The sequence below is a fragment of the Hydrogenophaga crocea genome (assembly GCF_011388215.1).
Taxonomy (GTDB): domain Bacteria; phylum Pseudomonadota; class Gammaproteobacteria; order Burkholderiales; family Burkholderiaceae_C; genus Hydrogenophaga; species Hydrogenophaga crocea.
In genome coordinates this window covers 4,512,565-4,535,817 of the sequence record NZ_CP049989.1, presented here as the reverse complement: position 1 = coordinate 4,535,817, position 23,253 = coordinate 4,512,565, and the positions used below count along the sequence as shown (strand labels likewise).

Annotated in this window: 24 protein-coding genes and 1 riboswitch; of the genes, 12 read left to right on the top strand and 12 right to left on the bottom strand. The window is 71.3% G+C overall.

Annotation, left to right across the window (positions count from 1 at the left end):
• Positions 1 to 7: 7 nt before the first annotated feature.
• The gene (locus G9Q37_RS21630) at positions 8 to 907 is read right to left on the bottom strand and encodes a LysR family transcriptional regulator (RefSeq protein ID WP_166230726.1); all 900 of its coding nucleotides are present in this window, start codon (positions 905 to 907) and stop codon (positions 8 to 10) included.
• A 136-nt stretch (positions 908 to 1,043) separates the two neighbouring features.
• Here G9Q37_RS21630 and G9Q37_RS21625 point away from each other — a divergent pair, with 136 nt between their 5' ends.
• The 9 genes from G9Q37_RS21625 (at position 1,044) to rffA (ending at position 10,698) form a co-directional block, all read left to right on the top strand.
• On the top strand, positions 1,044 to 2,042 hold the full coding sequence (locus G9Q37_RS21625; protein WP_166230723.1) for a Bug family tripartite tricarboxylate transporter substrate binding protein: 999 nt from the start codon (positions 1,044 to 1,046) through the stop codon (positions 2,040 to 2,042).
• A complete protein-coding gene (locus G9Q37_RS21620; protein WP_166230720.1) occupies positions 2,042 to 3,247 on the top strand; it encodes a M20 aminoacylase family protein in 1,206 nt (401 codons plus the stop codon). The genes G9Q37_RS21625 and G9Q37_RS21620 overlap by 1 nt, the downstream gene beginning before the upstream one ends.
• A gap of 111 nt (positions 3,248 to 3,358) precedes the next feature.
• Positions 3,359 to 3,471, top strand: a riboswitch (glycine riboswitch).
• A 55-nt stretch (positions 3,472 to 3,526) separates the two neighbouring features.
• Positions 3,527 to 4,798: a D-amino acid dehydrogenase gene (locus G9Q37_RS21615; RefSeq protein WP_166230717.1), complete on the top strand. Its 1,272-nt coding sequence runs from the start codon at positions 3,527 to 3,529 to the stop codon at positions 4,796 to 4,798.
• 28 nt (positions 4,799 to 4,826) lie between these two features.
• Positions 4,827 to 5,531 (top strand): WbqC family protein, encoded by a 705-nt coding sequence (locus tag G9Q37_RS21610; RefSeq protein WP_166230714.1) that lies wholly within the window; start codon positions 4,827 to 4,829, stop codon positions 5,529 to 5,531.
• Positions 5,518 to 6,141 carry a class I SAM-dependent methyltransferase gene (locus G9Q37_RS21605; RefSeq protein WP_166230711.1) on the top strand — a complete coding sequence of 208 codons (624 nt, stop codon included), beginning with the start codon at positions 5,518 to 5,520 and terminating at the stop codon, positions 6,139 to 6,141. The genes G9Q37_RS21610 and G9Q37_RS21605 overlap by 14 nt, the downstream gene beginning before the upstream one ends.
• Entirely contained in the window at positions 6,138 to 6,941 is an 804-nt protein-coding gene (locus G9Q37_RS21600; RefSeq protein WP_166230708.1) for a formyltransferase family protein, read from the top strand. The genes G9Q37_RS21605 and G9Q37_RS21600 overlap by 4 nt, the downstream gene beginning before the upstream one ends.
• 93 nt (positions 6,942 to 7,034) lie before the next feature.
• The gene (locus G9Q37_RS21595) at positions 7,035 to 8,411 is read left to right on the top strand and encodes a glycosyltransferase (protein WP_166230705.1); all 1,377 of its coding nucleotides are present in this window, start codon (positions 7,035 to 7,037) and stop codon (positions 8,409 to 8,411) included.
• Positions 8,408 to 9,472, top strand: a complete 1,065-nt coding sequence (locus G9Q37_RS21590; RefSeq protein ID WP_166230702.1) for a TDP-N-acetylfucosamine:lipid II N-acetylfucosaminyltransferase family protein — start codon at positions 8,408 to 8,410, stop codon at positions 9,470 to 9,472. Before G9Q37_RS21595 ends, G9Q37_RS21590 begins: the two co-directional genes overlap by 4 nt.
• A 53-nt stretch (positions 9,473 to 9,525) precedes the next feature.
• Positions 9,526 to 10,698, top strand: a complete 1,173-nt coding sequence (gene rffA / locus G9Q37_RS21585; protein ID WP_420810322.1) for a dTDP-4-amino-4,6-dideoxygalactose transaminase — start codon at positions 9,526 to 9,528, stop codon at positions 10,696 to 10,698.
• 319 nt (positions 10,699 to 11,017) lie between these two features.
• Here the strand turns inward: rffA and serS are convergent, their stop codons facing one another.
• From serS to G9Q37_RS21570, 3 genes are read right to left on the bottom strand one after another with little or no spacing between them, the layout of a single operon-like run.
• A complete protein-coding gene (gene serS, locus G9Q37_RS21580; RefSeq protein WP_166230699.1) occupies positions 11,018 to 12,334 on the bottom strand; it encodes a serine--tRNA ligase in 1,317 nt (438 codons plus the stop codon).
• A 19-nt stretch (positions 12,335 to 12,353) separates the two neighbouring features.
• The gene (gene ispH / locus G9Q37_RS21575) at positions 12,354 to 13,310 is read right to left on the bottom strand and encodes a 4-hydroxy-3-methylbut-2-enyl diphosphate reductase (RefSeq protein WP_166230696.1); all 957 of its coding nucleotides are present in this window, start codon (positions 13,308 to 13,310) and stop codon (positions 12,354 to 12,356) included.
• The gene (locus G9Q37_RS21570; RefSeq protein WP_166230693.1) at positions 13,310 to 13,756 is read right to left on the bottom strand and encodes an FKBP-type peptidyl-prolyl cis-trans isomerase; all 447 of its coding nucleotides are present in this window, start codon (positions 13,754 to 13,756) and stop codon (positions 13,310 to 13,312) included. Before G9Q37_RS21570 ends, ispH begins: the two co-directional genes overlap by 1 nt.
• Positions 13,757 to 13,861: 105 nt before the next feature.
• On the opposite strand from G9Q37_RS21570, the gene radC reads away from it, so the two are divergent.
• The 3 genes from radC to G9Q37_RS21555 all read left to right on the top strand — a co-directional run bounded on the left by radC (position 13,862) and on the right by G9Q37_RS21555 (position 16,114).
• Entirely contained in the window at positions 13,862 to 14,554 is a 693-nt protein-coding gene (radC, locus tag G9Q37_RS21565; RefSeq protein ID WP_166230690.1) for a RadC family protein, read from the top strand.
• Positions 14,555 to 14,599: 45 nt separating this feature from the next.
• Positions 14,600 to 15,244: a Smr/MutS family protein gene (locus G9Q37_RS21560; RefSeq protein ID WP_166230687.1), complete on the top strand. Its 645-nt coding sequence runs from the start codon at positions 14,600 to 14,602 to the stop codon at positions 15,242 to 15,244.
• Positions 15,245 to 15,319: 75 nt separating this feature from the next.
• Positions 15,320 to 16,114: a DUF3047 domain-containing protein gene (locus tag G9Q37_RS21555; protein ID WP_166230684.1), complete on the top strand. Its 795-nt coding sequence runs from the start codon at positions 15,320 to 15,322 to the stop codon at positions 16,112 to 16,114.
• Positions 16,115 to 16,132: 18 nt separating this feature from the next.
• Here G9Q37_RS21555 and G9Q37_RS21550 read toward each other — a convergent pair whose 3' ends face one another.
• The 8 genes from G9Q37_RS21550 to fdh3B all read right to left on the bottom strand — a co-directional run bounded on the left by G9Q37_RS21550 (position 16,133) and on the right by fdh3B (position 23,245).
• The gene (locus G9Q37_RS21550) at positions 16,133 to 16,537 is read right to left on the bottom strand and encodes a group II truncated hemoglobin (RefSeq protein WP_166230682.1); all 405 of its coding nucleotides are present in this window, start codon (positions 16,535 to 16,537) and stop codon (positions 16,133 to 16,135) included.
• On the bottom strand, positions 16,534 to 19,074 hold the full coding sequence (locus G9Q37_RS21545; RefSeq protein ID WP_166230679.1) for an ABC transporter permease: 2,541 nt from the start codon (positions 19,072 to 19,074) through the stop codon (positions 16,534 to 16,536). The genes G9Q37_RS21550 and G9Q37_RS21545 overlap by 4 nt, the downstream gene beginning before the upstream one ends.
• A 32-nt stretch (positions 19,075 to 19,106) precedes the next feature.
• Positions 19,107 to 19,739, bottom strand: a complete 633-nt coding sequence (upp, locus tag G9Q37_RS21540) for a uracil phosphoribosyltransferase (protein WP_166230676.1) — start codon at positions 19,737 to 19,739, stop codon at positions 19,107 to 19,109.
• Positions 19,740 to 19,829: 90 nt separating this feature from the next.
• Positions 19,830 to 20,681, bottom strand: coding sequence for a formate dehydrogenase accessory sulfurtransferase FdhD (locus G9Q37_RS21535; RefSeq protein WP_166230673.1), 852 nt, complete (start codon positions 20,679 to 20,681; stop codon positions 19,830 to 19,832).
• Between the two features lie 83 nt (positions 20,682 to 20,764).
• A complete protein-coding gene (locus tag G9Q37_RS21530) occupies positions 20,765 to 21,154 on the bottom strand; it encodes a hypothetical protein (protein ID WP_166230670.1) in 390 nt (129 codons plus the stop codon).
• A 19-nt stretch (positions 21,155 to 21,173) separates the two neighbouring features.
• On the bottom strand, positions 21,174 to 22,379 hold the full coding sequence (locus G9Q37_RS21525) for a formate dehydrogenase subunit gamma (RefSeq protein ID WP_166230667.1): 1,206 nt from the start codon (positions 22,377 to 22,379) through the stop codon (positions 21,174 to 21,176).
• A gap of 9 nt (positions 22,380 to 22,388) precedes the next feature.
• On the bottom strand, positions 22,389 to 22,646 hold the full coding sequence (locus tag G9Q37_RS21520; RefSeq protein WP_166230664.1) for a hypothetical protein: 258 nt from the start codon (positions 22,644 to 22,646) through the stop codon (positions 22,389 to 22,391).
• Positions 22,643 to 23,245 carry a formate dehydrogenase FDH3 subunit beta gene (gene fdh3B, locus G9Q37_RS21515; protein ID WP_166230662.1) on the bottom strand — a complete coding sequence of 201 codons (603 nt, stop codon included), beginning with the start codon at positions 23,243 to 23,245 and terminating at the stop codon, positions 22,643 to 22,645. Before fdh3B ends, G9Q37_RS21520 begins: the two co-directional genes overlap by 4 nt.
• Between the last annotated feature and the right edge of the window lie 8 nt (positions 23,246 to 23,253).

Below are 23,253 nucleotides of genomic sequence, written 5' to 3'. Positions count from 1 at the left end.
GGCGGGCTCAGTCCACCATGCGCTGCGCCACGAACTCGCGCAGGATGGCCATCACCGGCGCTTCGCTGCGGCCGGCCAGCGTCACATAGGCGAAGCGCGCCGTGGCGCGCAGCGCCGGGCGCACCGGCAGCACCGCGAGCGCGCCCGCGGCCATGCGCTCGCGCGCCGTGGCCAGCACACCCAGCAACACGGTGTCGGTGCGCTCGACCACGTCGATCATGCTTTCCACGTCGTCGCATTCGAGCGTGACGATGCGGGCCGGCAGGGCGCGCCCGCCGTACTGCGCCGCGAGCTGGCGCGCCACCTCGTGCGACAGCGGCGTGGACGCGATCGGGTAACGCAGCACGTCGTCGAGCGTGACCGTGCGCTGCGCGAGCAGCGGGTGCCCCGCGCGCACGATCCAGCCGCCCTGCATCTCGGCCACGGGCTCGATGTTGAGATCGGGCTCGGGCGGCACCGCGCGCATGTCCACGATCAGCGCGTCGAGCTCGCGCGTGCGCAGCTTCACGAGCTGCAGCTCGGTGGGCGCGCGCACGACGCGCACGCGCACCTGCGGGTGGTGCTGCGCCATGTGGCACATCAGCGGCGTCATCAGCAGGGCGCCCGGCCCCGAGCCCAGGCCCACGCGAACCGCGCCCGCATTGGCCTGTCGCATCAGCTCGGCGCCGCGGCGCAGCTCCGAGGCCTCGAGCACGATGCGCCGCGCGCGCTCCACCACCTGACGGCCCAGCGGCGTGAGCTCGTTGCGTTTGCCCACACGGTCCAGCAGCCGCCCGCTCACCTCGTCCTCGAGCGACTGGATGCTGCGGCTCAACGCCGATTGCGTGAGGTGCAGCCGCTCGGCCGCGCGGCTGAACGAGCCGGTTTCGGCCACGGCCAGGAAATGTTCGAGGTGGCGGATGTTCATGCGGGGCCCCGGTCAAGCGAATGCGCTTCTTGAATCATTATCAAGAAAATAATGCATTGGACACATGGTAGGGCGCTGCCTAGCATGCCGCTCACCTGCTCACCGGACAGGCAACCCGCCCACACACCCCACCGCCATGACCGCCTGCAAACGCACCTTCCTCCGCCGCACCGCGGCCGTTCTGGCCGGCCTCGCGCTGACCGGCGCCGCCCTCGCCCAGACCTTCCCCTCGCGCCCCGTGACGCTGCTCGTGCCCTACCCGGCCGGTGGTGTGTCCGACGTGATCGCGCGCACCCTGAGCGGTACGCTGGCCAGGCACCTGGGCCAGCCCGTGGTGGTGGAGAACCTGGGCGGCGCCAGCGGCGGCATCGCGGCGCAGAAGCTGCTCAACAGCCCGGCCGACGGCCACGTGATCTTCCAGGGCTCGCCCAACGAACTGGTGCTCGCGCCGCTCTCGGCCTCGGCGCTCAAGTACAAGAGCGAAGACTTCCGCCTGGTGCAGATGATCACGGTGAACCCGATGGCGGTGTTCGCGCGCAAGGACCTGCCCGCGAACAACGGCGACGAGTTGCTGGCCTTCGCCCGCAAGAGCGCGGCCGAGGGCCGGCCCCTGACCTTCGCCAGCGTGGGCCCGGGCTCCATGTACCACCTGCTCGGCGAGCACTTGGCCAAGCTCACCGGCATCGCCATGACCCACGTGCCCTACAAGGGCAGCGCGCCCGCCTTCCAGGACATCATGGGCAGCCAGGTCGACTTCTTCATCACGCCCTACGGCAAGGGGCAGATCGGCATGGTCAGCGAGGGCAAGGTCAAAGTGGTGGGCGTGCTCTCGGCCGAACCCCAGGACGCGTTCAGGAACGCCGCGCCGCTGAGCGCCTCGCCCGGGCTCAAGGGCTTCGTGTTCGACACCTGGTCGGGCTACTTCGTGCGCAAGGACACGCCCGAGCCCGTCGTGCAGGCGCTGCACAAGGCGCTCAGCGAGGTCGCCAACGACCCCGAGACCCGCGCCGCGCTCGAAGCCCAGGCCATGGTGGTGCCGCGCCCGCAGCCGCTCGCGGCCGTGGCCCGGGTGTACGCGGACAACACGGAGAAGTACCGCGCCATCGCCAAGTCCATCCACCTGCAGGCGCAGTGATGGCGGCCGTCGCAGAGGCCGGCGCGCCCTACCTCGCGCAGGCGATGTCGGCGCGCATCGGCGAGTTCATCCGCCTGCGCCGCGACATCCACGCCCACCCCGAGCTCGCGTTCCAGGAGCACCGCACCTCGGCGCTGGTGGCCGACAAGCTGCGCGCCTGGGGCTACACCGTGCACACCGGCATCGGCGGCACCGGTGTGGTGGGCGTGCTGCGGCGCGGCCAGGGCACACGCCGCCTGGGCATTCGCGCCGACATGGACGCGCTGCCCATCGCCGAAGCCCCGGGCCGCGAATGGGGCAGCCGGCGCGCGGGCCTGATGCACGCCTGCGGCCACGACGGCCACACCGCGACGCTGCTCGCGGCGGCGCGCTTCATCGCCGAAGACCTGGACTTCGACGGCACGCTGCACCTGATCTTCCAGCCCGCCGAAGAAGGTGCGGCGGGCGCGCAGGCCATGATGCGCGACGGCCTGTTCGAGCGCTTTCCCTGCGACGCGGTGTACGCGCTGCACAACATCCCCGGCATCGAGGCCGGCCACTTCCACTTCCGCACTGGGGCCAGCATGGCCTCGAGCGACAACGTCACCATCCGGCTGCAGGGCGTGGGCGGTCACGGCGCGATGCCGCAGACCACCGCCGACACCGTGGTGGCCGCGGCGGCCGTCGTCACCGCGCTGCAGACCGTGGTCTCGCGCAACGTGGACCCGCTGCACAGTGCGGTGGTCACGGTGGGCGCGCTGCACGCGGGCCAGGCCAACAACGTGATTCCCGAGGAGGCCACGCTCGAGCTCAGCGTGCGCGCGCTCGACCGCGGGGTGCGCGCGCTGCTGCGCGAGCGCATCACCGAGCTGGTGCAGCTGCAGGCCGCGAGCTTCAAGGTGAAGGCCCTGATCGACTGGCGCGAGGGCTATCCCGTGCTCGTGAACACGCCCGCCGAAACCCGGCTCGCCGCCGGGTTGGCGCGCGAGCTGTTCGGCGCAGCGCGCGTGAACACCGAGGCCGCGCCGCTCACCGCGAGCGAAGACTTCGCCTTCATGCTCGAAGCCGTGCCCGGCTGCTACGTGTTCGTGGGCAACGGCGGCCCCGGCACGCCGGGCGCCTGCTCGGTGCACAACCCGGGCTACGACTTCAACGACGCGATCATCGAACCCGGCGCGCAACTGTGGACACGGTTGGTGGCCGATTACCTGAAGGCGTCTGGCTGATCTCACGCGCACCGCATTTCCCCGCACGGACCGGGAGAGCCCGCGCCCCCCGGCGCGGCGCCGAAGGAGCAACCGCCCCGGAAACTCTCAGGCCCCAGGACCGGCCCGTGCGCTCAACACTCTGAAGAGTTGCCGCGCTTCGTCAGCCGGCACACCGAAGGAGCAAGCCCCGCCGCGGCCCGCGCGCAGGGTGAATCTCTCAGGTACCGGACAGAGGGGGCGCAGACCGCGCGGTTGCGCGGTCTGCCCACATCCTCGTCCGACGCCTGGAGCGCATCCATGAAATCCTTTGCCGTCATCGGTGGTGGCATCACCGGCATCACCACCGCCTACGCCCTGGCCCGCCGCGGCTTCGCCGTCACGCTCTTCGAGCGGCACCGCTACGCCGCGATGGAGACCTCGTTCGCCAACGGCGGCCAGCTCTCGGCCTCGAACGCCGAGACCTGGACCCATCCCTCGACACTGCTCAAGGGCCTCAAGTGGATGCTGCGCCAGGACGCACCGCTGCTCGTGAACCCGCGGCCGGGCTGGCACAAGCTGTCGTGGTTCGCGGAATTCATCGCCAGCATCCCGCGCTACGAGGCCAACACCATCGAGACCACGCGGCTGGCGATCGCCGCGCGCGCACACCTGTTCGACTGGGCCGAGCGCGAGGGCATCGACTTCGACCACCGGCGCGAAGGCATCCTGCACATCTACCGCGACCGCCAGGGCTTCGAACACGCAGGCCGCGTGTCGCGCCTGCTCGCCGCAGGCGGCCTGCAGCGCCGCGCCGTGACGCCCGAGGAGATGCGCGCCATCGAGCCCACGCTGGCCGGCACCTACCACGGCGGCTACTACACCGAAAGCGATTCCACCGGCGACATCCACCGCTTCACGCAAGGCCTGGCCGCGGCCTGCGAGCGCCTGGGCGTGCGCACCGTGTACGGCCGCGAGGTGCGTTCGCTGCGCAGCGACGACCGCCGCGCCACGGTGACGCTGGCCGGCGAACACGGCCACGAGGAACACGCCTTCGACGCGCTCGTGGTCTGCGCGGGCGTGAACAGCCGCGCGCTCGCGGCGCAGCTCGGCGATCGCATCAACGTGTACCCGGTCAAGGGCTATTCGATCACGGTGAACCTCACCGACGAGGCCAGCCGCGCCGCCGCGCCCACGGTGAGCCTGCTCGACGACGAGACCAAACTCGTGACCAGCCGCCTCGGCCCCGACCGCTTCCGCGTGGCGGGCACGGCCGAGTTCAACGGCTTCAACCGCGACATCCGCGCCGACCGCATCCGCCCGCTGGTGGACTGGGTGCAGCAATGCTTCCCCGGCGTGAGCACGCGCCAGGTGGTGCCCTGGGCCGGCCTGCGGCCCATGATGCCGGACATGATGCCGCGCGTGGGCCGCGGCCGCCGCGCCAACGTGTTCTACAACACCGGCCACGGCCACCTGGGCTGGACGCTCAGCGCGGCCACGGCCGACCTGCTGGGCGAGCTCGTGAGCGGCAGCGCGCGCGCGGGCGGGCGGCCGCTGGCGCACCCGCTCGAGCCGGCGCGGCGCGCGGGCTGAGGCCACGCAGACCTGCAACAATGCGCCGGTGAAAAAGGTCGCCATCGTCCAGTCCAACTACATCCCCTGGAAGGGCTACTTCGACCTCATCGCCTCGGTCGACGAGTTCGTGCTGTACGACGACATGCAGTACACACGGCGCGACTGGCGCAACCGCAACCGCATCAAGACACCGCAGGGCCCGCAGTGGCTCACGGTGCCGGTGCGGGCGAGCGGGCGCTACCACCAGACCATCCGCGAGACCGAGATCGACGGCACCGACTGGGCCGCCGACCACTGGCGCGCGCTCACGCTCAACTACCGGCGCGCGCCGCACTTCGAGGCCATCGCGGCCTGGCTCGAGCCGATCTACCTCGGCGCGCCGCACACGCACCTGTCGGCGCTCAACCGGCAACTGATCGAGGCCGTGTGCGCCTACCTGGGCATCACCACGGTGCTGCGCAACTCGTGGGACTACACGCTGGCCGAGGGCAAGAGCGAGCGCCTGGCCGACCTGGTGCAACAGGCCGGCGGCACCGACTACGTGTCGGGCCCGGCCGCGCGCGACTACCTCGACGAGGCCGTATTCACCGAACGCGGCCTGCGCGTGCACTGGTTCGACTACGGCGGCTACCCCGCCTACCCCCAGCTCTGGGGCGATTTCGTGCACGAGCTCAGCGTGCTCGACCTGCTGTTCCACTGCGGGCCACAATCGGCCCGTCACATGAAGCACGTGCCCCATGACCGCTCCTGACCTGCTGGCCCCGCTGGCCGGCTACTACGCCGACAAGATCGCGCGCCACGGCCAGACGCCGCAGGGCGTGGACTGGAACGGCGAGCAGGGCCAGTGGCTGCGCTTCGAGCAGTTGCTGCGCGTGGCCGACGGCCTGGCTGCGCCTTCGATCAACGACCTGGGCTGCGGCTACGGCGCGCTGCTCGACTTCCTGGTGGCGCGCGGCCGTGAGGCCGACTACCTGGGCGTGGACGTGGCCGCGCCCATGGTGGCCGCGGCGCGCGAGCGCCACGCGGGCCGCGCGAACGCGCGCTTCATCGAGGCCGCGCGGCCCGACCGCGTGGCCGACGTGGGCCTGGCCAGCGGCATCTTCAGCGTGCGCCTGAACACGCCCGACGAGGCCTGGTTCGAGCACATCGTGGCCACGCTCGACGTGCTGCACGAAACCAGCCGCGCGGGCTTCGCCTTCAACTGCCTCACCAGCTATTCCGACGCCGACAAGATGCGGCCCGACCTTTACTACGCCGACCCCTGCCGCCTGTTCGACCTCTGCAAGCGCCGCTATTCGCGCCAGGTCGCGCTGCTGCACGACTACGGGCTGTGGGAGTTCACCCTCATCGTGCGCCAATGAAGCCCACCCCCCTCATTGCCTTCGTCGACCACGAAATTGGCCACCGCCTGCTGCAGCGGCTGATCGACGAGCACGCGCGGGGCGGCATTGCGCTGGTGGCCGTGGTGACCACGCAGGACAACGGCCAGCGCTGGTGGCCCGGCGTGGCCGGGCTGTGCAAGGCCGCGGGCCTGCCGCTGCACCGCTTCGGCCCCGGCCTGCAACCGCACGATCTGCCCGAGGCCGAGCTGCACCTGCTGCTGAGCTGGAAGCACCTGATGCCCGCGCCCTGGCTCGCGCGGCCGCGGCGCGGCACCCTCAACCTGCACTACAGCCTGCTGCCCGCGCACCGCGGCGCCTACCCGGTGAACTGGGCCCTGATCCAGGGCGACCGCCGCACCGGCGTGAGCCTGCACTGGGTGGACGAACGCGTGGACCACGGCCCCCTGCTGCTGCAGCGCGCCCTCGACATCGCGCCCGGCGACACCGCGCGCAGCCTGCAGCGCCGGCTCGACGACCTCGCCGCGAGCGCCTTCGACGAGCTGCTGCCCTGGCTGCGCGACCCGGCGCAGCCCGCGCCCACGGCCACGGCCGACGCACCGGCCAGCTACCACAGCGCGGCCGATTTCGCGGCCGGCGCCGCACTCGACCCCGACAGCACCTGGCGCGCGGGCGACCTGATCAACCTGCTGCGCGGCCGCAGCTTCCTGCCCGACAGCCGCCTGCTGCACCTCACCGACCCGGCCACCGGCCGCCGCGTGTACCTGCGCCTCGAGCTCGAGGACGAGGCCGCACCGCCGCCCGCCGAACCGCCGAACTGACGGGTTTCCGCCCCGTTTCTCCGCGCCTGCGCCGCGGGGGCGCTGCCTACACTGCCTGCCAGTGCTTTGTCCACCCGTGGCACCCGGCAACCCATGGACCGCTCCCCCCTGCTCGTCTTCACCACCGGCCGCAACTGCGCGGCCTACGTGGAGGACAACATCCGCTCGATCGCGCGCCAGACGCTCGCGAACGCGCACGTGCTGTTCGTGGACGACGCCTCCGACGACGGCACCGACCGCCTCGCGCAGGCCGCGCTGCAGCGCTGGCTGCCCGGGCGCCACCACTTCGTGCGCAACCCCGAACGCATGGGCAAGGCCCACAACGCCAGCGTGCACCTGCGCGCGCTCGCGCCCGGCTACGAGGCCGTGGCCGTGGTCGACGCCGACGACCTGCTGATCGACATCACCGTGCTCGAACAGCTCGTGCGCGCCTACCAGCAGGGCGAGGACGTGGTGTGGACCAACTACCTGAGCGACCAGGGCCGCTTCGGCGAGAACGGCCCGCTCAACCGCTACGTGCCGCCGCGCCAGCAGCCCTGGCTCAGCAGCCACCTCTTCAGCTTCCGCGCCGCGCTGCTCGCGCGCGTGCCGCACGGCCATTTCCAGTACCCCGACGGCCGCTGGCTCGACGCCGCCTGCGACCTGGCCATCGCCTACCCCATGCTCGACCAGACGCGGCGCTGGCGCTACCTGCCGGTGCGCGCCTACTGCTACACCGAGAGCAACCCGGGCTCGCACCACCGGCTCGCGGGCGAGGCGCAGAGCCTGTCGTCGCCCAGGCAGCGCGAATGCGCGCGCATCGTGCTCGCCAAGCGGCCGCTGCCGCGCATCGACGAGCCCGAGGCCGACGGCCTGCACGCCACGCCCGCGGTCCCCGCGCCGGCCGAGGCCGCCGCCTCGCCCTGGACCGCCGCGCGCCTGGCGCTGGCCGTGCCCGCGCTGCTGCGCGAACTGCCGGCCAGCACGCTGGAGGCGCTCGACCCCGAACTGCTCTGGGACTGGTGGCAGTGGCTGGACACGCACCGCGGCGCGCGTGTGCTCGCGCTGGGCGACGACGCCCACACGCAGGCGCTGGCGCTGCTGGTGCAGGCCGCGGACGGCGAGGCGCTGGCGCTGCGCGGCGGCGACGGCCCCGGCCACGCGCCCTGGACCGACGTGGCCTTCGACGCCCACCACACGCGCCTGCCCGCGCTCGACGGCCTGGGCGGTGCGCTCTTCGACGCCGTGCACCTGGCCCCCAACGCCTGGGACGGCCCGCGTGCGCCCGTGGTGGCGCTGGCCGCGCTCGCGCCGCAGCTGCGGCTCGATCAACCGCGCCTGGTGTTCGCGGGCCTGCACCCGGCCCGGCTCGACGCCGTCGCCGCGCAGATCGCGGCCCTGGTGCCCGAACTGCCCGCGCGCGCCGCGGGTGCGGGCGCCGACGCGCTGGTGGTCGAGGCCTGCGCCGCCCCCGCGGAGGCGACGGGATGAGCGCCGCCGTCGAGACCCGCGCCGCGCGCACGGTGCACCTGATGGTGCCCGACAAATTCATTGCGCCCTTCGTCGACTTCGTGCTGCGCCACTTCGACGCGAACGAACACCGCTTCTGCCTGCTCGGCGCGCCGCGCAGCGACTTCGGCCTGCGCGCCGACCAGCCGCTCGACTGGATCGCCGGCGAACACGACGAGCCGCGCCTGCTGCAGGCGCTGTTCGCGGCCGAGCGCATCGTGATCCACGGCCTGTGGTCCGAGCGCGTGCTGCGCCTGCTCTACGCCCTGCCCTCGCTGGCGCGCAAGAGCCACTGGGTGATCTGGGGCGGCGACCTCTACGACGCGCAGTGGCAGGCCCGCACGCCGGGCCACGAACAGAACGAGGCGCTGCGCCGCGCCGTCATCACCCAGCTCGGCGGCGCGGTGGGCCTGCCCGGCGACATGGACGTGGCGCACGAGCGCTACGGCTTTCGCGGCGAGCGCCTGGTCTGCTTCACCTACCCGTCCAACCTCGCGAGCAGCGCGCCGCTGGCGCCGCGCGAGCCCGGGCCGCTGCGCATCCTGGTGGGCAACTCGGCCACCGAGAGCAACTGCCACCTCGAGGTGTTCGCGCGCCTCACGCGCCACTGGCAACCGGGCATGGAGGTGCACTGCCCGCTCGCCTACGGCGACCCGGCCTACCGCGACCTCGTGATCGCCAACGGCCGCGGCCAGTTCGGCGCCGACTTCCACGCCATCACCACGCTGATGCCGCTGGCCGACTACAACGCCTTCCTCGGCCGCATCGACGCCGCCGTGCTGCACCACAACCGGCAACAGGGCCTGGGCAACGCGGTGACATTGCTGAGCCTGGGCAAGAAGGTGTATGCGCGGCCCGAGCAAAGCCACAGCCGCCAGCTCGCCAGCCTGGGCGTGCGCCTGTTCACCCTGGCCGAATTCAACGCCGAACCGCTCGACGAGGCCACGCGCGCGCACAACGCCGCGCTGCTGCGCGAGCACCACAGCGAGGCGCGCCTGGTGCAAGGCCTGGCCGCGCTGTTCGCCCCGAGGAGCACCGCATGATCACGCCGCAGAACATCGGCCCGCACCCGCACCGCGCCGCCGCGCCCCCGGCCATGCCCGCGCCGCTCGCGGTGCCCGGCATGGCCAACCCCGCGCCCATCCCCTTCAACAAGCCCTACCTGCACGGCCGCGAGCTGGTCTACATCGCCGAGGCCGTGGCCTCGGGCAAGATCTCGGGCGACGGCCTGTTCACCCAGCGCTGCCACGCCTTCTTCGAGCAGCGCTACGGCTTTCACAAGGCGCTGATGACGACCTCGTGCACCGACGCCCTGGAGCTCGCGGCGCTGCTGCTCGACATCCGCGAGGGCGATGAGGTGATCGTGCCCTCGTTCACCTTCGTCTCCACCGCCAACGCCTTCGCGCTGCGCGGCGCGCGTATCGTGTTTGCCGACAGCGAGGCCCACAACCCCAACCTCGACGTCTCGCGCGTCGAGGCGCTGATCACGCCGCGCACGCGCGCCATCGTGCCGGTGCACTACGCGGGCATGGCCTGCGACATGGACCCGCTGCTCGAGCTCTGTGCGCGCCATGGCATCGCACTGGTGGAAGACGCCGCGCAGGCCATCGATTCGTTCTACAAGGGCCGCGCGCTGGGCGGCATCGGCAGCCTGGGCGCGTTCTCGTTCCACGAGACCAAGAACGTGATCGCGGGCGAAGGCGGGCTGCTGGCCATCAACGACCCGGCGCTGGTGGCGCGCGCCGAGATCCTGCGCGAGAAGGGCACCAACCGCAGCGCCTTCTTCCGCGGCGAGATCGACAAGTACGGCTGGGTCGACGTGGGCTCGTCCTTCCTGCCTTCCGACATCGTGTCGGCCTACCTCTATGCGCAGCTCGAGGTGCTCGACCAGATCCAGCTGCGGCGCAAGGCGCTGTGGCAGCGCTACTGGGACCAGCTGGCCGGGGTGTTGCCGCACCACGGGGTGGAGGTGCCGTACGTGCCGCGCTGGGCGACCAACAACGGCCACCTGTTCTACGTGGTGTGCCGTTCACTGGAGCACCGCGACACGGTGATCGCGGCGCTGCGCCAGGCGGGCATTCATGCGGTGTTCCACTACCAGTCGCTGCACAGCAGCGCCTACTTCCACGACCGCCACGATGGGCGTGCGCTGCCGCATTGCGATCGCTTTGCGAATTGTCTGGTGCGTTTGCCGATGTATGTCGAGATGAGCGACGCGCAGTGCGACCGGGTGTGCGAGGCACTGCTGGACGTGTTGCGGCAGCACTGATACGGGGTCTTGGGGCTCGGGGGGGTTCACTCGGGGCACCTCGCGCACGCGCGCGGTCGCGGGGTACTCCCCTCCGCGGCTGTCCCCCGCCCGGGGCTGCGCCCCGGGCTCCTCCTTTATGCCGCTGCGGGGAGCACCCCACACCCGCGCGCGTGAAGTGACGGTTGCGCGCCAACGCATTGATGACCCATGAGGTTGGCGGTGATCGGTGTCCGGCGCAGCGAAATAAAGGGGGAGGACGGCACAGCCGTCCGGAGGACATTCGCGGAGCCGGACACCGGTCGGCGACAACCGGCTCGGTCGGCGAAAAGACGAACCCTCAAGCCGCCTGCAGTTTTTCCAGGCCGCCGAGATACGGCCGCAACGCCACCGGCACATTCACGCTGCCGTCGGCGTTCTGGTGGTTCTCCAGCACCGCCACCAGCGCCCGCCCCACCGCCAGCCCCGAGCCGTTGAGCGTGTGCACGAGCTCGTTCTTGCCCTGCGCGTTTTTGAACCGCGCCTGCATGCGCCGCGCCTGGAAGGCCTCGCAGTTCGAGCAGCTCGAAATCTCGCGGTAGGTGTTCTGCGCCGGCACCCACACCTCGAGGTCGTAGGTCTTGGCCGCGCCGAAACCCATGTCGCCCGTGCACAGCGCGATCACGCGGTAGGGCAGCTCCAGTTTCTGCAGCACCGCCTCGGCATGGCCCACCATCTGCTCGAGCGCTTCGTAGCTCTTCTCCGGGTGCGTGATCTGCACCATCTCGACCTTGTCGAACTGGTGCTGGCGGATCAGGCCGCGCGTGTCGCGGCCCGCGCTGCCGGCTTCCGAGCGGAAGCAGGGGCTGTGCGCGGTGAGCTTGATCGGCAGATCGCTCTCGGCGAGCACGCGCTCGCGCACGGTGTTGGTGAGCGAGATCTCCGAGGTAGAGATCAGGTACTGCTCGGCGGCGCTTTCATCGCCACCACGCAGCACCCAGAACATGTCTTCCTTGAACTTGGGCAGCTGCCCGGTGCCCTCGAGCACCTCGCGGTTGACGATGTAGGGCGTGTAGCACTCGGTGTAGCCGTGCGCCTCGGTCTGCAGGTCGAGCATGAACTGCGCGAGCGCGCGGTGCAGCCGCGCCACCGGGCCGCGCAGGAAGGAAAAACGCGAGCCCGAGAGCAGCGCGCCGGTGTCGAAATCGAGGCCCAGCGGCGCGCCGATGTCCACGTGGTCGCGCACCGGGAAATCGAAGGCGCGCGGGCCCTTGCCGTCCGGACTCCAGCGCCGCACCTCGACGTTGCCGCTCTCGTCGGCGCCCACGGGCACGCTCTCGTGCGGCAGGTTGGGCACGGCCATGAGCAGGGCCTGCAGCTCGGCCTGGATCACGTCGAGCCGCGCGGCGCCAGCGTCGAGCTCGGTCTTGATCGCACCCACCTGCGCCATCACGGCGTCGGCCTCGGCGTGCTGGCCCTTGCCCTTGAGCATGCCGATCTGCTTGGATAGGCTGTTGCGCTGCGACTGCAGTACTTCGGTGCGCGTCTGCAGCGCCTTGCGCTCGGCCTCGAGCGCGCGGTAGGCGGCTTCGTCGAGGAAAGGCTGCGGGTTCTTGCGGGTGTTCAGGCGCGCGACGACGGCGTCGAGGTCTTTGCGCAGTTGGACGATGTCGAGCATGGGGTGTGCAGAAAAAGAATCAGGCGGCGGGTGCGTCGGGCGTGTCGAGCTTGAGGCCCTTGGGCAGCGGGAACTTCACGGTCTCGGTCAGGCCGTCCATGGAGCGCACCGAGATCGCGCCCAGGGCCCGCAGGCGGTCGATCACCTGCTGCACCAGCACCTCGGGCGCCGAGGCGCCCGCCGTGAGCCCCACGCGGGCCTTGCCCTCGAACCACTCGGGGCGCAGTTCGTCGGCGCTGTCGACCATGTGGCCCGGCGTGCCGAGCTTGGCCGCGAGCTCGCGCAGGCGGTTGCTGTTGGAGCTCGTGGGGCTGCCCACCACGATCACCACATCGACCTGCGCGCTCAGCAGCTTGACCGCGTCCTGGCGGTTCTGCGTGGCGTAGCAGATGTCCTGCTGCTTGGGCTCGCGCACCTTGGGGAATCGCGCCTTCACCGCGGCCAGGATCTCGGCCGCGTCGTCCACCGAGAGCGTGGTCTGCGTGACCACCGCCAGCCGCTCGGTCTGCCCCGGCGTCACACGTGCCACGTCGGCCACGTCTTCGACCAGGTGGATGCCGCTGTCGAGCTGGCCCATGGTGCCTTCGACCTCGGGGTGGCCCTTGTGGCCGATCATGATGAACTCGTAGCCCTCGCGGTGCAGCTTGGCCACCTCCACGTGCACCTTGGTCACCAGCGGGCAGGTGGCGTCGAAGATGCGGAAGCCGCGCCGCTCGGCCTCGTTCTGCACCGCCTTGCTCACGCCGTGCGCCGAGAACACCAGCGTGGCGCCGGGCGGCACGTCGGCAAGGTCTTCGATGAACACCGCGCCCTTGCCCTTGAGGTCGTTGACCACGTAGGTGTTGTGCACGATCTCGTGGCGCACGTAGATGGGCGCGCCGAACTTGGCGAGCGCGTGTTCGACGATGTCGATGGCGCGGTCGACGCCGGCGCAGAAGCCGCGCGGCTCGGCGAGGACGACTTCGTTGAGCGCCATCACAGCACCCCGATGAGTTGCACCTCGAAGCGCACGGGCTGGCCGGCGAGCGGGTGGTTGAAGTCGAACAGCACCGCGCCGTCGGCGCGCACCTCGCGCACCGCGCCGGCGTACTGGCCGGTGCCGTCGGGCGTGGGGAACTGCACCACGTCGCCCACGGCGTACTGCTCGTGCGGGTCGCCCAGTTCGTTGAGCAGCTTGCGCGCCACCCATTGCTGCATCTCGGGCTGGCGCTCGCCGAAGGCCTCGCCCGCGGCAAGCTCGATCACGGTGCGCGTGCCTTCCTCGAGCCCGAGCAGGCGCTGCTCGATGGCGGGCGAGAGCTCGCCCTGGCCCAGGCTGAGCGTGGCGGGCTGGCCGCTGAAGGTGTCGATGATGACCTGGCCCTGCGCATCGCTCATGCGGTAGTGCAGGGTGAGGAAGGAGCCGGGCTGGACTTGGGGCATGGTGAGGCGGTGGCGCCCCGGGCCGGCGGGCGGCGCGGGGGAATGCACCCCGGGGGATGCGTGAACCGCGTATTGTAGAAACTGGCCGGTTCAGGGAGAAAACCCATGCAAAGCCCCCCGCCGGTCGGTCTCAAATGTCTGCCCGCCGCGTGCCGCCCGCGCGAGAAGCTGCTCGGCCTGGGCGCGCCAGCGCTGAGCGATGCCGAGCTGATCGCGGTGCTGCTGCGCACCGGGCTGCCGGGCAAGCACGTGCTGCAGCTCGCCCAGGAACTGCTCGATGCACTCGGCGGGGTGGCCGGCCTGCTGCACGCCGACGCGGCGGCGCTCAAGCCGGTGAAGGGCCTGGGGCCTTCCAAGCGCGCCCTGATCATGGCGGTGATGGAGCTGGCCCGCCGCGCGCTGGCGCAACCGCTCAAGACGCGCTCGGTGCTCAACGACCCCAAGGCCGCCACCGATTTCCTGCGCCTGCAGATCGGCGACCGGCCGCACGAGGTGTTCGCGCTCATGCTGCTCGACAGCCAGCACCGGCTGATCGCCTTCGAGGAACTGTTCCGCGGCACGGTGAACCAGGCCAGCGTCTACCCGCGCGAGGTGGTGCTGCGTGCCCTGCACCACCAGGCCGCGGCCGTGCTGCTGGCGCACAACCACCCGAGCGGCCTGGCCGAGCCCTCGCCGGCCGACATCGCGCTCACGCGCAACCTGCGCGACGCGCTGGCGCTGGTGGGCGTGCGCGTGCTCGACCACATCGTGGTCACGCGCGAGCGCGGCGCGTCCTTCGCCGAGCTGGGCCTGCTCTGAGCCCCTGCTCCGAGCGTCCCACTGGGATGCCCGCCCGGCCCGACAATGCCGGGCATGAAGGTCAACGCGCTCAGCGAACTGAAGTCGATCCGCAACGCCCTGGCCGAGCGCCGCGCGCGCGAGATCGCCGAACGCGAGGCCGAGCGGCAGGCTGCGGCGCGGCGCGAACGCGAGCGCCGGCTGTTCGAGATCGCGGTGGGCCCGGTGCAGCGCCTGCGTGCCCACGGCCGCAGCGAGCAGCGCCGCCCGCTGCCCGAGCCCAGGCCGGTGCAGCGCGAACGCGACGAAGCCGCGGTGATGCGCGAGGCGCTGTCGGACGAGTTCGACGTGGAAACCCTGCTGCACACCGACGAGCAACTGAGCTACCGCCGCCCCGGCCTGGGCGCCGACGTGGTGCGCAAGCTGCGAGAGGGCCGCTGGGCGATCCAGGCCGCGGTCGACCTGCACGGCCTGCGCACCGACGAGGCGCGCGAGGCGCTGGGCCGCTTCGTGCACGACAGCCACCGCCTGGGCCTGCGCTGCGTGCGCGTGGTGCACGGCAAGGGCCTGGGCTCGCCCGGGCGCACGCCGGTGCTCAAGGGCCGGGTGCTGCGCTGGCTGGTGCAGAAGAAGGAAGTGATGGCCTTCGTGCAGGCGCGTCCGGCCGAGGGCGGCGCGGGCGCGCTGGTCGTGCTGCTGCGCCCCGTGTGACGGCGGCCACGCGCGGCCCGGCCAGCCGCCAACAGGTCAGACAGCCGTCACGTGAAACGGGCATGATTCGCGCCCATGTTCGATACCCCCCACCCCACCGACTGGCCGCGCCGGCGCTGGCTGCTCGGCATGGGCGCGCTCGCCCTGGGCGGCTGCGCCAGCGCGCCGACAGCCGACGAGCCCGAGCGGCTCGCGCAGTCCGCCTGGGCGCGTGCCACCACGCTCGACGGCGTGCAGGCCAGCGGCCCCTGGGTGCACCGGCGCTACGGCAACCGCCAGCCCACGCTCTACGAAGCCAGCGAGCGCGAAGGCCGCCCCGCCCTGCATGCGCGCAGCGTGTCGGGCAACAGCACGCTGCGCCTGCCTCTGCAGCCCGCGGCGCTGGCGCCGGGCGCGCGGCTGCAGTTCTCGTGGTGGGTGCCGGCGCTGCTGCCGCACGCCGACCTCAGGAGCGCCGAGGCCGACGACGCGGTGGCGCGCATCATCCTCACCTTCGACGGCGACCGCGCGAGCTGGTCGCGCCGCGACCACATGCTGTCCGAGCTCGCGCAGCTCGTCACGGGCGAACCCATGCCCTACGCCACGCTGATCTACGTGTGGGACGACCGCTACCCCGTGGGCAGCGTGATCGACAACCCGCACACGCGGCGCATCCGCAAGCTGGTGGTGCAAAGCGGCGCCGAGCGGCTGGGCCGTTGGGTGGACCACGACCGCGACGTGCACGACGATTTCCGGCTCGCCTTCGGCCATGCGCCCGGCGCGCTCACCGGCCTCGGCCTGATGACCGACAGCAACAACACGCGCGTGGACACCGAGGCCTGGTACGGCCCGCTCGCGCTGCGCGGCGGCCTCACCGCGGCCGCGCGCTGACACGCAGGGCGCGGGCGTTCAGCCCGGGCTGTTGCGCATCCAGTCGGCGGTCTGGAAGAAGCTGTTCTTCAGCCGCGCGCGCAGCGCCGCATCGACGCCGGTTTCGCCCATGGCCTGGTCCATGCAGGCCAGCCACTGGTCGCGCTCCTGGATGCCGATGGCGAAGGGCATGTGGCGCATGCGCAGGCGCGGGTGGCCGAAGCGCGACTGGTAGTGGTCGGGCCCGCCGAGCCAGCCGCACAGGAACCAGAACAGCTTGTCGCGCGCGCCGTCGAGTGTGCTGCCGTGGGCCGCGCGCAGCTCTCGGTAGCCGGGCTCGAGGTCCATGAGGTCGTAGAAGCGGTCGACCAGGGCGCGCACGCGTGCCTCGCCGCCGATCCACTCGAACGGGGTGTCGAACGGGGGTTTTTCTTCGATGTTCAAACGCTTGCCTTGCGCAGGGTTTCGATCACGGGGGTGCGCAAGACGCTGCGCAACCCCCACCAGCCAGCGGCCAGCGCGAGCACCGCGCCCGCGGCCGCGCCGGCCAGCGGCACCAGCGGCGAAGCGGTCCAGTCGAACTCGAAGGCGTAGCGCGCGAGCGCCCAGCCCACCACCGCGGCGACCACCGACGCGAGGAAGCCCGCGAGCAGGCCCACGCCCAGCAGTTCGATGCGCTGCACCTGGCGCAGCAGCCGAGAGCTCGCACCCACCGCGCGCAGGATCGCGAACTCGCGCTCGCGCTCGGTGCGGGTGGCCGTGACGGCCGCGAGCAGCACCACCAAACCGGCCGCGAGCGTGAAGGCGAACAGGAACTCGACCGCCGCGATCACCTGGCCCAGCACGCGCTGCACCTGCGCGATGGTCTGCGTGAGGTCGACATTGGTGATGTTGGGGAATGCGCGCACCAGCGCGTTGTCGAAGCCCGCGGCCTCGGGCGCGCGGTAGGCGCTGATGTAGGTCAGCGGCACGTCGGGCAGCTGCGCCACCGGGAAGATGACGAAGAAGTTCACGCGCATCGAAGCCCAGTCGACCTTGCGCAGGCTGGTGATGCGCCGCTCCACGGCCTGGCCCGCGATGTCGAAGCCCAGCCGGTCGCCGAGCTTCAGGCCCAGCTCCTTGGCCAGGCCCTCTTCCACGCTCAGTCCGTCGGCCTCTTCGGGCGTCCAGCGGCCCGCGATCACGGGGTTGTGGTCGGGCGGTTCGGCCGCGTTCGAGAGATTGAACTCGCGGTCCACCAGGCGCTGCGCACGGTCGGTGGCGAAGTCTTCGGGCACCACGCTGCGGCCGTTCACGCTCACCAGGCGGCCGCGGATCATGGGGTACCAGTCGTAGCGGTTCACGCCGGCCTGGCGCAGCGCGGCCTGAAAGGGTTCGGCCTGCTCGGGCTGCACGTTGATGACGAAGCGGTTGGGCGCATCGGGCGGCGTGGCCGCGCGCCAGCTCTGGATCAGGTCGGTGCGCAGCAGCACCAGCAGCACCAGTGCGAGCAGGCCGACCGAAAGCGCACTGATCTGCACCACCGCGAACACCGGGCGCGCCGACACCTGGCGCGTGGCCATCACGAGCGCGCGCGGCGCGGTGCTTTCGTTGACGCTGGCGCGCAGCAGCCGCACCGCGCCGTAGCCGATGGCGGCGAACACCGCGACCGCGGCCGCGAAGCCGCCCACCGCGATGCCGCCGAGCACCAGGTCGCGGCTGGCCGCGAGCAGCAGCGCCGCAAAACCCGCCACGCCCAGGCCCAGCACCGCGAGCGTGGCCGCCTTGGGCTGGCCCACGTCGCGGCGGATCACGCGCAGCGGCGGCACCTTGGCCAGTTGCAGCACCGGCGGCAGGCCGAAGGCCATCATGAGCGTGAGGCCCATGCCCAGGCCCAGCAGCACGGGCGCGAGCGTGGGCGCGGGCAGGCTGGACTCGACCAGCCCCGCGAGCAGCAGCACGAACACGTGGTGCACGGCCCAGCCCAGCAGCACGCCGAGCGCGCTCGCGAACAGGCCGGTGAGCGCGAACTCGACGCTGTAGGCGCGGGCCATGGTGGCCTGCGACAGGCCCAGCACGCGCAGCATGGCGCAATCGTCCAGGTGGCGCTGCGCGAAGCCGCGCGCCGCGATCGCCACCGCCACCGCGCACAGCAGCGCGGCCAGCAGGGCCACGAGGTTGAGGAATTTCTCGGCGCGCGCGAGCGTCTGCTCCATCTGCGGCTGCCCGCCCTGCAGCGATTCGAGCCGCACGCCGCGCACGGCGGGGTCTTCGATCGTGCGCTGCACCCAGCGGCTGAAGTCGGCCACGCGCGCATCGGGCCCGGCCACCGCGAGGCGGTAAACGATGCGGCTCGCGGGCTGCACCAGGCCGGTGGCGGGCAGGTCGTCGGCGTGGATCATCACGCGCGGCGCGAAGGTGAGAAAGCCCGCGCCGCGGTCGGGCTCGGCCGTGAGCAACCGGCCGATGGTGAAGCTCGCATCGCCGAGCAGCAGCGGCTGGCCCATCTGCAGGCCCAGTTGCGCGAGCAGCGCGGCGTCGACCCAGGCGGTGCCGCGCGCGGGGATGTCGCGCGTGGGCGCATCGGGCGCGCCCGGGGCGTCGGCCACGCGCAGGCTGCCGCGCAGGGGATAGCCCGCGCCCACGGCCTTGAGCGCCACCAGCCGGGCGCTGCCGCCCTCTTCGGCGCGCGCGCGGCCCATGGTGGGGAAGTTGAGCGAGAGCGTGGTGTCCAGGCCGAGCTCGCGCGCGCGGGCGTCAAAGCGCGCGTCGGGCGCCTTGTCGGCCACCACCACGGCGTCGCCGCCGATGAGCGCGCGCGCGTCGCGCGCCAGGCCGCCCTGCAGGCGGTCGGCGAAAAAGCCCACGGCCGTGAGCGCGGCCACCGCCAGCGTCACCGCGATCACCAGCAGCCGCAGCTCGCCGGCGCGCCAGTCGCGGCGCAGCGAGGTCCAGCCCAGGGACCAGGAACGCACGGGCAGCGGGGCGGGGGTGGCGGTCATGGAGGGCTTGGAGCGCGCGGCGCGCGCCGGGTTCACTTGGTGCCGAAGATGCGGTCGCCCGCGTCGCCCAGGCCCGGCACGATGTAGCCGTGGTCGTTGAGGCCGCGGTCGATCGCCGGGGTGTAGACCGGCACGTCGGGGTGGGCGTCGTGGAAGGTCTTGAGGCCTTCGGGGCAGGTCACCAGGCAGACGAAGCGGATCGAGCGCGGGTTCGTTTTCTTGAGCCGGTCCACCGCGGCCACGGCCGAATTGCCGGTGGCCAGCATGGGGTCGAGCACGATCACGTCGCGCTCGTGCATGTCCTGCGGCATCTTGAAGTAGTACTCCACCGCCTGCAGCGTGGCCGGGTCGCGGTACAGGCCGATGTGGCCCACGCGCGCCCCCGGAATCACCTGCAGCATGCCGTCGAGGAAACCGTTGCCCGCGCGCAGGATGGACGCCAGCACGATCTTCTTGCCGTCGATCACGCGCGACTTCATGGGCTCCAGCGGGGTCTCGATGTCGATCTCCTGCATGGGCATGTCTCGCGTGAGCTCGTAGGCGAGCAAGGCGCTGAGTTCGTGCACCAGCTCGCGGAAGCTCTTGGTGCTGGTGTCCTTGCGGCGCATCAGCGTGAGCTTGTGCTGGACCAGGGGGTGGGAGATGACGTGGACGTCGCGGGCCATGGCGGAATCGGAAAAGTGAAACACCCCGGCCAGTACCGGGTTGGCCCGAGTTTAGGGGGTGTTGTGCGGGGCCGCGCCGGCCCCGGGGCATCACCGCCGTTCGGGCGCGGGCGGCGGCACCGTGTCCCACAGCAGGCGCTGCGGGTTCGCGTAGCAGAGGAAGTGCTTGTTGGTGGCCCGGCCCACGGCGCACAAGCCCACGCGGCGCGCCACCTGCAGGCCCATCTGCGTGATGCCGCTGCGCGAGACCACCGCGGCCACGCCCATCTGCGCGCTCTTGATGACCATCTCGCTCGTGAGGCGGCCGGTGGTGTAGAAGACTTTGTCGAGCATGTCGCCGTGATCGCGCGGCGCATCGGTCTGCAGGGCCATCCAGCCGGCGATGGTGTCGACCGCGTTGTGGCGGCCCACGTCTTCCACGAACAGTGCCAGCTCGGTGCCGCGGAACAGCGCGCAGGCGTGCACCGAACCGGCCGACTTGTAGGTGCTCTCTTTGAGGCGGATCGCATCGACGATGGCATAGAGCTGCGACTGGCGCAGCACGCCGGACGGCAGTTCGACGCGGTCGAGGTCGTCCATGAGCCCGCCGAACACGCTGCCCTGGCCACAGCCGGTGGTGACCACGCGGCGCGCGGTGCGCTCCTCGATGCGGTCTATGCCCTCGCGCGTTTTCACGCTCACGGCGTTCACGTCCCAGTCGACAGTGACCGATTCGATCTCGTCCACCGACGCCACCAGCCGCTGGTTCAGCAGGTAGCCCAGCGTGAGCCATTCGGGGTGTGCGCCCAGGGTCATGAGCGTCACGAGTTCGCGCTTGTCCACGTAGACCGTGAGGTCGCGCTCGGCGGGAATGTGGATGCGGCGGGTCTGGCCGTGTTCGTCCACGGCGTCGATCGACTCGGTCAGCGGGGCCTGCGCCGCGGTCAGTTGGGGCAATCGCATGGATCGAGACTAATGCAAAAAGAAAGGGCCGCCACCCCGAAGGGTGCGGCCCTGGCTCACCCGGCGCGCCGGGCGCAGCCGGATCAGGGCTTCTTGGGCGTGGGCGCGCCCGCGGGGGCCTGCTGGCTCGGCGGGGAGACGGCCGGCGCGGCGGGCGAATGCGCGCCCGCGGCCTCGGCGGGCTTGGGCGGCACGTAGGCGAAGGGGCCCGGGTCGGTGCAGGCCGGCGCGTTGGCCGAGGGCTGCTTGCCCGCGCCCGCGGTGGTCTTGAAGTAATTGGCCGCGGCCTTGTCCATGGACTTGCACAGCTTGAAGGCGTCGACCTTGGCGGTGTGCGCGGCCTTGGCCTTGGCCTCGTCGGCCTTGGCCGCGGCTTCGGGCGTGAGCGGCGCCGGCGCGGGCAGCTTGGCCTGCGCGCCGAAGGCCAGGCCCGTGAGGGCGGCGGCGATCAGGAGGTGTTTCTTCGGGAACATGCGGTTCGTCTCCAATGGATCAGGCCTTGGCGGGCTGGCCCGCGGCTTCGGGCTTGGCGGCCGAGCGCTGCGCGGGGATCTTGCCGGCCTTGATGTCGTCGTACCAGAGTTCGTGGTGCTCCTTGGCCCAGGTCTCGTCGACATAGCCGGTCTTCATGGCGCTGTAGGCGCCACGCATGCCCAGCGTGCCCATGTAGATGTGGCCGAGGAACATGGCCATCATGAGCACGGCCGCGCTCGCGTGGATCATGTGGGCCACCTGCATGTTGGCGCGGGTGAACTCCACCGAGGGCACGAGCTTGTCGAGGAACAGGCCCGAGCCGGCCACGATGAGGCCGAGCAGGAACACGCCGCCCCAGAACAGCACCTTCTCGCCGGCGTTGAAGCGGTGCGAGGGCACCTCGGCGCCACCGAACAGGCCACCGGCCTTGAGCAGCCACTGCAGGTCTTCCTTGCTCGGCAGGTTGTCGCGCACGAACACCAGGAACACCACGATCAGCGAGACCACGAACAGCGGGCCCACGAAGTTGTGCACGTTCTTGAGCGCGTAGGTGAGCCAGCCGAACAACGTGCTGCCGATGATGGGCAACAGGAAGAACTTGCCGAAGGCCATCACGACGCCCGAGATGCCCAGTGCCACGAAGGCAATGGCGTTCACCCAGTGCGCCGCGCGCTCGAAGTAGGTGAAGCGCTCGATCTTGCGGCCGGTTTCGGCGCCGTGCAGTTCGATGGTGCCCTTGGTGAAATAGAACAGGGCCAGTGCCACCAAGGCGATCAGCAGCAGCGAGCCGCCGTAGGGAATGATCCAGTTGTTGCGCACCTGGCGCCAGGCCTCGCCCGCGGTGGTGAGGTTGGAACCCGGGTACTTCACGAAGCCCTGGATCAGGTTGCCGAACTCGGGGTACGGCAGCATGGTCGAGCCCGTGACGCCGCCCTGCACCTCGCGCCACACGGGCGCGTTGTTGCCGGGTTGCACCTGGCGGCGCTCGGCGTTGGTCTGGTTGGCGTAGTTCGGGTCCTTGTCGGCGTCGGGCCGGACCTCGAAGATGTTCTGGCCCTTGATGCCGCCGCCCTGGGCGGGCGCGGCCTGTTGCGGGGCCGGGTCGTCGGCGGGATCGACCTTGAGCGTCTGGGCCGAAGCCCAGCCCGCTGCCAGGCCGAGCACCGCAGCCAGCGCCCAGGCCCGAAGGCCGGAGCGCCCGCGCGAAGTCGCTTGGGTGTGCATGGCGGGCCTTTACTTCTGCTGCGCGCCGACGCGCGTGTAGTCGTTCTGGCCGTACTGCGCGCGCGCCTTGAGCTGCTGTTCCCAGCTGTTCTTGTCGCCCGCGGTCCAGCCGGACTGCACGTACTGGCTCTTGATCGTCACGCCGGTGTAGGGCGCGGGGTCTTGCTTGACGCCGTTGGCGTTGAGCGCCTGCGGCTTTTCACCGCAGGCCGCCAGGCCCAGCACGGCCGCGATCGCGAGGGAGGTGAGGGTCAGGCGCTTGATCACGATTTCTGTCCTTGTGCGGTGCCGTAGGCGGTGCCCCAACCCCACACTTCGGCGCCTTTGCCGCGCGTGAGGACCCGGTTGCGGAAGATGTCGGCCACCACGTCGCCGTCGCCGGCGAGCAGGGCCTTGGTCGAGCACATCTCGGCGCAGGCCGGCAGCTTGCCTTCGGCCAGGCGGTTGCGGCCGTACTTCACGAACTCGTTCTGGCTGCCGTGGGCCTCGGGGCCGCCGGCGCAGAAGGTGCACTTGTCCATCTTGCCGCGCACGCCGAAGGTGCCCTGCGAGGGGAACTGCGGCGCGCCGAACGGGCAGGCGTAGGAGCAGTAGCCGCAGCCGATGCACACGTCCTTGTCGTGCAGCACCACACCTTCTTCGGTGCGGTAGAAGCAGTTCACGGGGCACACCGCCATGCAGGGCGCGTCGCTGCAGTGCATGCAGGCCACCGAGATCGACTTCTCGCCGGGCACGCCGTCGTTGAGCGTGATCACGCGGCGGCGGTTCACGCCCCAGGGCACTTCGTGTTCGTTCTTGCAGGCGGTCACGCAGCCGTTGCACTCGATGCAACGCTCGGCGTCGCAGATGAATTTCATTCGGGCCATGGTGTTCT